At 71.1% G+C, this 11,521-nt stretch carries 12 protein-coding genes and 1 pseudogene; 5 read left to right on the top strand and 8 right to left on the bottom strand.

All coding sequences use genetic code 11. From position 1 onward, the window contains the following. Nucleotides 1-42: 42 nt before the first annotated feature. The gene (locus tag P1P75_RS00060) at nt 43-951 is read right to left on the bottom strand and encodes a universal stress protein (RefSeq protein ID WP_319250636.1); all 909 of its coding nucleotides are present in this window, start codon (nt 949-951) and stop codon (nt 43-45) included. Nucleotides 952-1,244: 293 nt separating this feature from the next. Here P1P75_RS00060 and P1P75_RS00055 point away from each other — a divergent pair, with 293 nt between their 5' ends. Then, a complete protein-coding gene (locus P1P75_RS00055) occupies nt 1,245-2,249 on the top strand; it encodes a nitroreductase family protein (RefSeq protein ID WP_319250634.1) in 1,005 nt (334 codons plus the stop codon). Nucleotides 2,250-2,321: 72 nt separating this feature from the next. Here P1P75_RS00055 and P1P75_RS00050 read toward each other — a convergent pair whose 3' ends face one another. Continuing rightward, the gene (locus P1P75_RS00050; RefSeq protein ID WP_319250632.1) at nt 2,322-4,061 is read right to left on the bottom strand and encodes a GAF domain-containing sensor histidine kinase; all 1,740 of its coding nucleotides are present in this window, start codon (nt 4,059-4,061) and stop codon (nt 2,322-2,324) included. A gap of 419 nt (nt 4,062-4,480) precedes the next feature. On the opposite strand from P1P75_RS00050, the gene P1P75_RS00045 reads away from it, so the two are divergent. The 3 genes and pseudogenes from P1P75_RS00045 to P1P75_RS41930 form a co-directional block, all read left to right on the top strand. Then, nucleotides 4,481-5,386 carry a universal stress protein gene (locus P1P75_RS00045; RefSeq protein ID WP_319250630.1) on the top strand — a complete coding sequence of 302 codons (906 nt, stop codon included), beginning with the start codon at nt 4,481-4,483 and terminating at the stop codon, nt 5,384-5,386. Nucleotides 5,387-5,422: 36 nt separating this feature from the next. Beyond that, on the top strand, nt 5,423-6,445 hold the full coding sequence (gene adhP / locus P1P75_RS00040; protein ID WP_319250628.1) for an alcohol dehydrogenase AdhP: 1,023 nt from the start codon (nt 5,423-5,425) through the stop codon (nt 6,443-6,445). Between the two features lie 31 nt (nt 6,446-6,476). Next, nucleotides 6,477-6,675 (top strand): annotated as a pseudogene (locus P1P75_RS41930) (restriction endonuclease); the annotation flags it as partial. A gap of 138 nt (nt 6,676-6,813) precedes the next feature. On the opposite strand, the gene P1P75_RS00035 reads toward P1P75_RS41930, so the two are convergent. The 3 genes from P1P75_RS00035 to P1P75_RS00025 all read right to left on the bottom strand — a co-directional run bounded on the left by P1P75_RS00035 (nt 6,814) and on the right by P1P75_RS00025 (nt 8,727). Beyond that, nucleotides 6,814-7,398 carry a TerD family protein gene (locus P1P75_RS00035; RefSeq protein WP_319250626.1) on the bottom strand — a complete coding sequence of 195 codons (585 nt, stop codon included), beginning with the start codon at nt 7,396-7,398 and terminating at the stop codon, nt 6,814-6,816. A gap of 101 nt (nt 7,399-7,499) precedes the next feature. Further along, the gene (locus P1P75_RS00030; protein ID WP_319250625.1) at nt 7,500-8,036 is read right to left on the bottom strand and encodes an AAA family ATPase; all 537 of its coding nucleotides are present in this window, start codon (nt 8,034-8,036) and stop codon (nt 7,500-7,502) included. Nucleotides 8,037-8,079: 43 nt separating this feature from the next. Then, entirely contained in the window at nt 8,080-8,727 is a 648-nt protein-coding gene (locus P1P75_RS00025; RefSeq protein ID WP_319250624.1) for a hypothetical protein, read from the bottom strand. 296 nt (nt 8,728-9,023) lie between these two features. Here P1P75_RS00025 and P1P75_RS00020 point away from each other — a divergent pair, with 296 nt between their 5' ends. Then, nucleotides 9,024-9,200: a hypothetical protein gene (locus tag P1P75_RS00020; RefSeq protein ID WP_319250623.1), complete on the top strand. Its 177-nt coding sequence runs from the start codon at nt 9,024-9,026 to the stop codon at nt 9,198-9,200. A 268-nt stretch (nt 9,201-9,468) separates the two neighbouring features. On the opposite strand, the gene P1P75_RS00015 is transcribed toward P1P75_RS00020, so the two are convergent. From P1P75_RS00015 to P1P75_RS00005, 3 genes are all read right to left on the bottom strand, one after another. Continuing rightward, complete coding sequence (locus P1P75_RS00015) at nt 9,469-9,780, bottom strand: hypothetical protein (RefSeq protein WP_319250621.1); 312 nt, start codon at nt 9,778-9,780, stop codon at nt 9,469-9,471. Further along, nucleotides 9,777-11,162: a hypothetical protein gene (locus tag P1P75_RS00010; RefSeq protein WP_319250619.1), complete on the bottom strand. Its 1,386-nt coding sequence runs from the start codon at nt 11,160-11,162 to the stop codon at nt 9,777-9,779. Before P1P75_RS00010 ends, P1P75_RS00015 begins: the two co-directional genes overlap by 4 nt. Before the next feature lie 6 nt (nt 11,163-11,168). Beyond that, nucleotides 11,169-11,521, bottom strand: a 353-nt coding sequence (locus P1P75_RS00005; RefSeq protein WP_319250617.1) for a hypothetical protein, incomplete at its 5' end; no start/stop codon positions are given.

Here is an 11,521-nt window from a genome sequence, read left to right as displayed (position 1 = left end):
GATGTCCCAGAGGGCCGGCTCCGCCCGGAGCGGCAGGGGTCCTCAGTCGTGCGGGACGACGGCGACGGGGGCGGTGCAGTGGTGCAGGACCGCGTGGGTGACGTGGCCGATGTGCGCGCCCAGCCCATGACGGCGGATCCGGCGGCCCACCACCACGAGAGAGGCCCCGCGGGAGGCTTCCACCAGTTGCGCCGCCGGGCTGCCGTAGCGGGACTCGGCCGTGATCTCGAGGCCGGGGAACTTCTCCCGCCAGGGGTGGAGCATCTCGATCAGCGCGGTGGACTCGTACTGGGCGAGCGTGTCGTGGAAGCCGGGGTCGGCCGACAGTGCGTAGACGTAGCAGGGCTGTGGGTTCCAGCCGTGGACGACGCGGACGGCGGTGCCGCGGCGCACCGCCGTGGTGAAGGCGAACTCGATCAGCGCCTCGCTCGGCATGCCGGTGTCCAGCCCCAGTACGACGGGACCGACCGCGGTGGCGGCCGCTGACCCACCCGCGGTGTTGTGCGCACGCTCGTCGGCCGTCGCTTCCTGGGCGCGGACGAGCACCACCGGCCGCTCCGCGCGGGCCACGACGGCAAGGCCGACGGAGCCGACCAAAAAGCCGCCGAGCCCGCTCATCCCGCGCGAGCCCAGCACCAGGAGTTCCGCTTCCGCGGCCACCCCGCTCAGCGACTGGGCCGGGTTGCTTCCGGAGACCTGTTCGACGCTGACGTCGAGAGCGGGGTGCCGTAGGCGGAGTTCCTCGGCGGCCTCGCGCGGGTTCCTCTCGGTCCAGTGCCGGTGGGTCTCGGCACCGAGGAGGGGGACTTTCGCCATGGACTTCGGCAAGGGCTCCCACACCTGAACGAGCTTGAGCGGCACAGCGCGCAGCTCCGCCTCCACGGCTGCCCACTCGGCGGCGGCACGGCTCTCGCGAGAGCCGTCGAGACCCACGGTGACGGTACGGGACATGGTGTCTGCCTCCAGGAACGAGTGTGGCCCGGTCTGTTCCGGACACCGCTCACTCTGTGGGACCGGGGCGCTCACACCGAGTGCCGAACGGCTGTGACCGAAGGGCTGAACGTCCCGCGGTCAAGGGCCCGGCCGGCCGGGACGTCCGTCAGGGAGCGGGCCGGCGCGAACAGGGCCGTCCGGAGCGGGGCGAGGCCACTCGGCCCCTGTCCTCCGCCCTCCCCCGGCACCACGCTGGGCCAGGACGACGACCGGGCCCGCCGACGACGTGTGCGGGTCGGAGAGGAGTTCCGATGAGTACGACGGCTCTCGATGTCTCCGTCCTGGAGAGGCTCATCGCCGCCGCCACGGCAGCGCCCTCCATCCACAACACCCAGCCCTGGAAGTTCCACTACGTACCGGAGACCGGGACGGTGGAGATCCGGGCGGCCACGGACCGCGGTCTGCGGCACCTCGACCCGACCGGGCGCGCCCTGCACGTTTCGGTCGGCTGCGCCGTCCTCAACCTCCGCGTGGCGGTGGCCCGTCACGGCCACGCACCCGTCACGCGACTGCTGCCCCGCCCCGATCGGCCGGATCTCCTCGCCACCGTTCGTCTCGGCCGGGCGGCCCGCGCTTCCTCGGTACCCGGCCTGTACGACGCCTTGTGGCGCCGGCACAGCAGCAGGTTCCCCTTCTCCGACAGGCCCTTGCCGGGGCATCTTCGCGCCTCGCTCACCGAAGCCGCTCACGCGGAGGGAGCCTTCCTCCGCTTTCCCGAGCCGCAGGAGACCAGCCAGGTACTGCTCACCACGCGCGAGGCGGAACGCCGCAACACGGCGGACGCCGACCGGGCGGCGGAGAGCCGGCACTGGGTCCAGGCCGCGGAGCCCTCGACGGTGGGCATGCGGGCGAGCGTCCTGGGCCTCCAGGACTTTCTGGACCGGATGCCGATGCGGGACTTCCGCGCCCACCGGCACCCCGCCGTGCTGGCGGCCCGCCCCTACGAGAGGCGTCCGCAGATCGCCCTGCTGTCCACGGCTCACGACCGGCGGGCGGACTGGCTGCGCGCCGGTCAGGCCCTGGAGCACGTCCTGCTGTTGGCCACCGCCCACGGCACCCGGGCTTCGCTGCTGCACCAGGCACTGGAATGGCCGGACCTGCGCGCACACCTCGGATCGCTCACCGACGAGCGGTGCGGCCACCCCCAGATGGTGATCCGTCTCGGCTACGGCCCCGACGGACCGGCCTCCCCGCGCCGCGCGCAGTGGGTGGCCCCGGAGGCCGGCGCGGGAGGTGGTGCCCCGTCGTCGCGGTGAGGTCCGACGAGCCTGTCCGCGCAGCCGACACGGCGGGCCCGCCGGAACGGTCCTGTTCCGGGCGGGCCGTCGTCAGCCGGCCGTCGGAGTCTGCGACTCCCGCACCGGGACATGCCACACGAGCCGGGTGCCCCCACCCTCGCGGTCGGCGATTTCCATGCTCCCGCCGAGCTTCGCGGCGCGTTCCCCCATGTTGGCGAGGCCGCTGCGGCGGCCGTCGGCCGGGATGCCCACGCCGTTGTCGGTGACCGTGACGCGCACCTCGTTGCCGTCGGTCTCCAGCACGACCTCGGCACGGTCGGCGCCTGCGTGCCGGGCGATGTTCGTCAGGGACTCGGACAGGACCGCCACGATGTGTTCGGCGGTCTCCTTCGGGACGTGGGTGTCCAGCAGGCCCTCCATGCGGACGCTGGGAGCGAAGCCCAGGACGGGTGCGGCCTCCCCGACCACCCGTACCGCTCGGGCCCGCAGACCGGGCGCCGCTTCGTCACCGCGGGTGCGCAGACCGAAGATCGTCGAACGGATGATCTTGATGGTCTCGTCGAGGTCGTCCACCGCCCTCAGCACACGCTCCGAGGCACCGGGGTGGTCGATGAAGCGGCCCGCGCTCTGCAACGTCATGCCCGTGGCGAACAGCCGCTGGATCGCCAGGTCATGGAGATCCCGGGCAATCCGGTCGCGGTCCTCCAAAAGCACGATCTGCTCGACGTCCCGGCGGCGCTCGGCCAACTCCATGGCCACGGCGGCCTGGGCGGCGAAGATCCGCAGCGGTGCCATCTCCTTCTCGGTGAACTCGTTTCCGCCCGTTTCCCGGACGAGCAGCACCACGCCGCGGGCACTCTCGCCGGAGCCGATGGGGACGGCCACACCGGGGCCCAGACCGGTGAACCGTGGCGGGCCGGCCGAGATCCGGTCCTCGTGAGCGACGTCGGCACTGGTCACCGGTGCGTCCTGGGCGAAGGCCTGGCCGATCAGACTGCCCTCCAGCGGCAGCACGAGCCCTCGGTGCGCCTCCGCTTTCAGGCCGATGGCGAGCTCCACCGTCAGGGAGTCGGTGCCCTCCATCGGTATCGCGACCACGGCGAGCGCCGCGCCGGTGATCTCCCGTGCCTGTTCGGCGATGAGTGCGAGGACGTCGCCCTGTTCACTGCCGGACATCAGACGGTGGGTGATCTCGGCGTTGGCCTGGAGCCAGCGCTCACGCAGCCGGGAGTCCTCGTACAGCCGCGCGTTGTCGATGGCGACGCCGGCCGCGACGGCCAGCGTCGACAGCACCGCCTCGTCCTCCTCGTCGAACTGGAACCCGCCGCGCTTCTCGGTCAGGTACAGATTTCCGAAGACCTGGTCGCGCACCCGGATGGGAACGCCGAGAAAGGAATTCATCGGTGGGTGGTTCGGCGGGAAGCCGTAGGAGGCGGCGTGCGTGGAGAGCTTCGCCAGCCGGAGGGGCTCGGGGTGACGGATCAGCTCTCCGAGGATGCCGTGTCCCTCTGGGTACGGACCGATGCGGGCGATCTGTTCCTCGCTGACCCCGACCGTGTGGAACGCCGACAGCCGCCGCCCGTCCGGGCCGATCACGCCGAGCGCGGCGTACTCCGCGTCCACGAGGGCCGCGGCGGCCTCCACGATGCTGTGCAGCGCCTGTTCCAGGTCGAGTTCCCGGCCCACCGAGAGAACGGCCTCCAGCAGGCTGTGCACCCGGTCCCGGGTGCCACGGGCCGCGTCCAGGCGCGCCTGCAGCTCCTCCAGGAGCTCGTCCAGCCGCAGCTGGGGCAGCCTGATCCGGGCCTGCTCACCCTCGGTGCTTCCCACCCGTTCTCCTCCGCTTTTCCGCCCTGGCCTGCCGTGATACCGCTGCGCGCTCTGACTGCAACGGTATCGGTCGGCGCCAAAGGAGGATACGGGATCGTTTCGTCGCGGTGGGAAGCCGTCGGACTGGCCGTCAGCGGCGTGGCAGGCGGGTCGCGGCGCGGTCTTGGGCCGTACGGGAGCCGGCAGCGGGCCGTACGGCCCTGCTCCGCACCACCGGGCGACCCGGTGCCGGCCACACCGCGCGCCCCTGCTCGGCTGCCTCCGCCGAGCAGGCACGACGGTGTTGGCGGCGACGACCGCGGCAGCCGGGACCGCGCGATAGGGCCGGTCGGCCCCGGCCGGGGACCTGCGGCCCCTGCACCGGACACATCCGCGCCGCCAAGCTGGAAGCAGAAGCCCAGTTCAGGAGGCAGAACACCATGGTCCGCACTGTTGTCGCCGGTATCGACGGATCGTCCGAGAGCCGTGCCGCCGCGGAATGGGCAGCCCGCGAGGCGAAGCTCCGCGGCCTGCCGCTGACGCTCGTCCACGTCTGGCAGCCCGTCCCCGAACCGATGGCCCAGGCGCCGCTGCTCGGCGCCGAGACACAGCAGCACTGGAGTGAACGCATCCCGCGTGAGACGGCCGAAGGCCTGCGGCTGCGCCACACCGGCGTCGAGATCACCCAGCGGCAGCTGACCGGTACGCCCGCCGACGTACTGGCGGAGGCCGCGAAGGATGCCGAACTGCTCGTCCTCGGCTCCCGCGCCCTGAGCGGGCTCGGCGGGTTCCTGGTCGGGTCCGTCGGCCTGTCCGTGGTCGCGCACACCGACGTCCCGGTGATCCTCGTCCGGGCCGGAGAGCAGGCCGCGGACGAACACGTCATGGATCCGGCCGGCATCCCGTCGGCGGCTGCCCCGTACCGACCGGTCGTGCTGGGCCTGGACGTGGAGAAGGCCGACGACACCGTCCTCGCCTTCGCCTTCGAGGAGGCCGCCCGCCGCGACACCGCCCTGCATGTCGTGCATGCCTGGACGCTGGCGCCGTACTACGTCTACAGCCTGCCCGCGGCACCCGAGATCGGCGCCGAACTGGGCCGGCAGGAAGCCGCCGCCCTCGCCGGCCTGCTGCGCCCCTGGCTCGCGAAGTACCCGGACGTCGAGGTCGTGGAGATCTCCCGGACGGGCACCGCCGCCGACCGCGTGCTGGACGCCTCCCGAGACGCCTCCCTCGTCGTCGTGGGCCGCCGGATCCGCCGCAACCCGATCGGCACCCACATCGGCCCGGTCGCGCACGCGGTGCTGCACCACTCCACCGCCCCCGTAGCCGTCGTCGCCCACGACTGACTCCACGCACGTACCAGTACAGAGGAGAAGAGAGCCATGAAGGCAGCGGTCGTACGAGCGTTCGGTGAACCCCTGATCATCGAGGAGCGTCCGGACCCCGAGCCGGGCCCCGGTCAGGTCCGTGTCCGGGTGGAGGCGTCGGGGCTGTGCCACACCGACATCCACGCCGCGCACGGCGACTGGCCGGTCAGGCCCACCCCTCCGTTCGTGCCCGGCCACGAGGGCGTCGGCCTGGTCGAGAAGCTCGGCGAGGGAGTCACCCATCTGTCCGTCGGACAGCGGGTCGCCGTGCCCTGGCTGGGCAGGGCGTGCGGACGCTGCGAGCACTGCCTGTCCGGCTGGGAGACGCTGTGCGAGCAGCAGATCAACACCGGTTACGGCTGCGACGGCGGATACGCCGAGAAGATGCTCGCCTGGGCCGACTTCGCCCAGCCGGTGCCCGACGGCATCACCGCGGCGGAGGCCGCCCCGCTGACCTGCGCCGGCGTCACCACGTACAAGGCCCTCAAGGTCGCCGACGTCCGGCCCAGCCAGCTCGTCGCGATCTCCGGCATCGGCGGACTCGGCCACCTGGCCGTGCAGTACGCGAAGATCGCCGGTGCCACCGTCGCCGCGATCGACGTCACCGACGACAAGCTCCGACTGGCCGCCGAACTCGGCGCGGACCTCGTCATCGACGCCCGCACGCAGGACGTGGCCGAGGTGCTGAAGCAGCACGGCGGCGCCCACGCCGCGGTCGCCCTCGCCGTCGACGAGGCCGCGTTCGCATCCGTCAACGCCGGTCTGCGGCGCGGTGGCAAGCTCGTCATGGTGGCCCTGCCCGCGCACGGCACCATCCAGGTGCCGATCTTCGACACCGTCCTCAACGGCACCTCCGTCATCGGTTCCATCGTCGGCACCCGACAGGACCTCGCCGAGGTCTTCCGACTGCACGCGGCCGGCCGCACCAGGGTCATCTACGAGACCCGTCCCCTCACCTCCGTCAACGACTCCATCGACGAGGTACTCCGCGGCGAGGTCAAGGCCCGCATCGTCTTCGACCTCGACGCGGCACAGTGACGACGACGGACCTGCCTCTGCTCCGGTCGACGACCCGGGCGCCCTCGGTCTCACCGCCCGACTCCGCATACGGATCTCACCCCTGTACGCGGCCCGCAGCCGGGCGGGACGGTACTTGCACACTCTCCAGGACCAGCCCCTGGCGCAGCCCGACCGCCACTCCCCCCGGCCCTGACCACATCCGCCGGCACCACCGGCAGGTCTTCAAACACGCCGCTGCCGCCGCCTGAGCGCGGAAGGTCCGCACGGCAGGGCGGGCGGCGTGCCACGTTCCGCCGGCTCGACGGCGGCACCGCCGCAGCCGGGGTCAGGTCCTGCGGCAGCAGCTCGGAGACCTGCCGGTTCCACGCCGCCTCCCGCCTCGACCACTACTTGCTGACGGCGAAGCGCATCAGGGCATGTTCGTCACCCTGCTTGATCTTTCCCGTCACATTGATCACTTCGAGCTTCCAGCTGTCGCCCACCCGAAGGGCCTTGGCCACGGCGCAGCCGTTGTCCTGGGTGAGGAGGCTGGGCCAGATGTCGGCGACCTGCTGGGAGCTGCCGCCGGAGGCGTCGTACACCTTGAAGCTGATGTTGCGGGCCTTCTGGAAGGAGCTGCCCTTCTTGAAGGCCGCGGCGACGAACACGATCGACGTGACGTTGCGCGGGATCCCCGCGAACTCGACCGTCACCGTCTCGTCGTCGCCGTCGCCGCGCCCGGTCTGGTTGTCACCGCTGTGGACCAGGGCACGGTTGCCCAAGGGGTCCAGCGAGTCGAGGCCCGCCAGGCGCACCGGCTCCCCGCCCTGCATCGCGATGGCGATCAGGTCGAGGTCGGTGCCCGCCTTCCGGCGCAGGACGCCCAGGACGCCGCCGCTGGTGCCGGCGGTGGGATCCCAGGACACGCCGATGGACAGGTGGGTCACTCCGTCGAGATCCGCCGGGCCGTCTTCTTTGGTCAGCGTCAACATGCGTGGAACATCCTCTTGTAGAAGGGACTACTACACGCAGAGTCTGCCTGGTGGCGCGGCGGTTCCAGAACACGGGTACCGATCCGCGCATATGGACGCGCTCACCGGTCCACCGCGGGCAGCCGGGCGAGGCCGGTGTCGAGCAGGATGCGGTCGACCGTCTCGTGCAGGGCGCTGTCGGCGCCGATGACGGTCTCGATGCGGCCGGGCAGGAGGTCGCCCGGCCGGTACCAGTCGCGCAGTCGGGCCTCGTCGACATCGTCGGCGATCGGTTTGGTGGCGTGCCGGGCGAGGGTCTCGGTGAACGGCACGTCCAGGTAGTAGCCGTGCGTCGGCCCGCGATGGTCGGCGCGCAGTCGGGCGAGCATGTCGCCGTAGTGGTCGGCGTAGAGGATGCCCTCCACGACGACGTGGTAACCGGCGTCGAGGGCGTAGCGGGCGGTCAGGTCGATCAGGCCGATGTTCGCCGCCCCCGGCCTGTCGCGCTCCCGCAGCACGATACGGCGAAGGTTGTCCTGGCCCACCAGAGCCAGGCCACGGCCGAACCTGTCACGCAGTCCGGCCGCGACGGACGACTTCCCCGACGCGCTGTTGCCCCGCAGGACCACCAGCCGGGTCTCTTCTGTCCCCACGAGCATGGCGTCACGCTATCGGCACGGTGCGGTGAGGTCGCCGGCCCGCTCAGCCCTTGATCGAGAAGAAGACCGTGTCCATGGTCCAGCCGTGCCGCAGGGCGGTCTGCCACTCGTCGTGCTCGGTCTGGAGGCTTCCGGCGAGTTGCTGCAGCTCGTAACGGAAGTCCTCGGCCACCCGGTCCATGACCGCGCGGTAGGCGTCCGCCGCCGGCTTGACGCGGTCCAGGGGCAGGCGGCCTATCTCCGGGGAGCCGTCGACCGGGTGCGGGATGGGGAACGGGATCTCGTCGGGCGGACCGGCGTAGAGGAAGGTGCCCGGGAGCAGCTCCGTGGGGACGCCGAGGCGGCGCAGTTCGTCGTCGAGCAGGCCGAAGAAGGTGCCCGGCCTGGAGAAGACGCCCAGGTCGTACGGGTCGGAGGCGTGGTTGTCGATGATGTGCTGCAGGGCACTGTAGTAGGCGTTGCCCGCGTAGGAGGCGTCCGAGTCGGCCCGGCCCGCGAGGAGGTGGTCCAGGGCTTCGGGGATCGTCAGTCCGTAGTCGATGTCCTGGCGGTCCAGGTCGAGTTGGTGCTGCTCGCAGGACTTGCGGATGTGGCCGAGGATGCGCTGCTGATCGGCGGTCAGTGGTTCGGGGCTCAGGAAGGCGACGACGTGGCGGGTGTCGGCGACACTGTACGAGATCACTTTGCTCATGGCCCCATGATGGCAACCGCCACTGACATTCGGTTCCACCCCTTTGGCGTCCCGTCAACACCCGTGCAGCGAAGGCGCCTACGTCTCCTGCACGGCTCGCCGGGCGACTCCTCGCTGTTACTGTCGCGCCATGTCGAAGAGCGCGACGGACGTGGTGACCGCCGAGTTCTTCGCGGCCTTCGACAACCGGGGCGGCAGGGCTGCCGACGTGGCCCGGATCCGTCGCCTGGTTCTTCCGGGCGGCGTGATCGTCAAGGCCGGCCCGGAGTTCACGGCGTACACCGTGGAGGAGGGGGATGCGCGAAGGCGACCTGCCCGCGGCTCGGACGTGGTTCGAGGCGCCCCGACGACGAGTGCCCGGCCACGCTCCGGCGACCGGTCACCTCGCCGAGGTCGACCTCCTCTCGGGCGATCCCGCGGCCGCCGTCTCCCGCCTCCGCCCCCTCGTGGAGACGAGTGACGACCCCGAGTAGGCCTCCCATCCCACCCTGGCCCTGCGGGTCCTGGGCCGGCACGAGGAGGCCCAGCGGTGGCGAGATCGTGAGCGGAGCGCGACGACGACCTGGTGCTGCGTCACCCGGGGGCGTACGCCGACCATGCCGCCGACTTCTGGTTCATGGTGGGAGCCGATGTCGACCGGGGCCTTCAGCCGGCACTGCGGACCATGGTCATGCGCTGCACGAACCGCTCCAACGCCCTGGCAGGGCGAGCGCACACGGAAGAATCCGACGGCCGCGCGGCTCAGCCTCCCGGACCCAGTGGGTAGGCCTGGACGATGTACGTCCAGCGCGCCGCACCCACGGTCAGGAAGATCAGGGACGGCGCCAGCCACCAGCGGCCGAGAGTCCCTTGCCGTACGGGGACCAGGGCGAGCAGGGATGTGACGACGGCGAGCACGATCAGCAGAGCTGACGCGAACTCGATGGCCGTCAGCGTCTGTTCGTCCCAGTCCCCCAGCGGCTGGGTCACCAGTGCCCCGTAAGCGACATAGGCGTTGCACAGGTTCGCGAGGACGAGGGTCACTCCCCACGGCCCTCGCAGCAGGCCGGTCACTTCAGGGCACTCCTTGCGTCGTCCAGGTTTCTGTCGAAGCCGCGGCCGTAGGCCTGGGCGTCGTCATTCTGCCAATACGGTCCGCCGTTGTAGCGGGCGGCCAGTTCCTGGCGCTGCTCCCGCGTCATCTCGTCCGCCGGTACGTCGGCGAAGGTGCTCTCCTCCTTGAGCATGGCCAGGTACTCGGAGGCGATGAAGATGTTCTGTCCGGGGTCCTGGAGCGATGCCTCGATCGTGTCCCGTTGCCCCTCGGTGAGATTCGCCGGGTCGTATCCGAGGACCTCCGCCGCCCTCCTGACCTGGATGGCGATGGGCCCGAAGGACGTCTCGTCAGGTGAGCCGCCGAGCCGCGAGGGCAGGTTCTCCGGGGTGCCGGGCAGCCAGCCGTCCCTGGCGAGTCCGCGGACGGTGTCGACACCGTCGTCCATCCAGCCCCACTGTCCGCCCACCTCCTGCCAGGCGATGCCGGCGACCATGTCGGGCGGCAGGCCGGATCGCTGGGCGGCGCCGGTGATGATGTCCTTGTTCGCCGCGATCCACTCGCGGCGATCCTCCGCGCTCCTCGGCACGGCCCAGTAGGCGTCGGTCGCCTCGGGAAGCCCGGTGAGGTGCATCCTGATGTCCAGCAGGGACGGCGATACGTCGTCCTTTCCCACCGGATCGGTGAACTCCGCCTTGGCCCCGCTGCCGGGGAGGTGGGTGAGCGGGTCCCCGCCGGCCTCGGCGGCTTCGGCCCGGAGCGCGGGAATCGCGTCGATCAGACCGGCGGCGTCGACGAAGTCGCCACCGCGGAAGTCGGGCAGGGCCTTGTACGCCTTGTCCAGCGCCGCCGTGCACGTGTCGCGGGCCTCGGATTCCACCGTCCTGGCGCGGTGGTACGCCGCACTGGCCTGGCCGTGGGCGCGGTTCGCCTCGTCCTTGATGTCGTCGATGTCCACCGTCAGTTCGGCGGCCCAGTCCAGGAACCCGGTCGTGCCCCGAAGGTCCTCCCACTGATGCATCGGCCCGGCTTCCTGCGCCTCACGTGTCACGGCGTCCGCGACCTGGGAGATGAGTCCGGCCAAGGTCTGCTCCGCCGCCTTGCCGTCGGAGTAGTGGGACTTGGCGGTCGCGAGCGCCGACGCGTAGTGCAGCAGCGCGCTCTGCGCCTTGTCGTAGCCGTCCGCCAGGTGCGTGATCAGGTCACGTGCCTCGCGCAGGCGGTTGTCGTACGGCTTGCGGTTCTGGCTCACCCACCGCGTGTGGGTGGCGGCCCGCTCGGCGCCGGGCTCCACGTCGAGCAGCAGGTCACGCAGCCTCTTGAACTCCAGGGCGTTGCGCTCCACGAGAGCGGGGTTGCAGTCCTCGAGGAACCTGACGTCCTGTCGGTAGGTGTGGGCCATGCGGGCTCACCTGTCTTCCGGAGCTGTGTACTGCCCCAGTTCGAGGATCGCGTTCATCATCCCGCCGGCCACTTCACCGTCGTACTCGACGAACGTGCCGTTGGCCGCTCTCAGTCGCGTGGACAGCGCGGCGAGCAGCGACGTCACGTCCTGGTACTGGTCGTCCGCGAAGCGGGCGAACCGGTCGACCTTCGCCGCGACGTCCGCGTGTGAGCGCGGCACGCGCGCCATCGTGCAGAGGTCACCGTCGGGCCGGCCCTCGTGGAGAAGCCCTGCCAGCTCGATCAGGTCGTTGGAATTTCCGTTCAACGAGGCGTGGTTGACATGCAGCACATCGCCCTCGCCCCCTTGTCCGCCCC

Source organism: Streptomyces sp. ID05-39B (genome assembly GCF_033794725.1).
Lineage (GTDB): Bacteria > Actinomycetota > Actinomycetes > Streptomycetales > Streptomycetaceae > Streptomyces > Streptomyces bobili.
The sequence above is the reverse complement of the archived record's forward strand: the minus strand, read 5'-3'. Positions and strand labels throughout refer to the sequence as shown.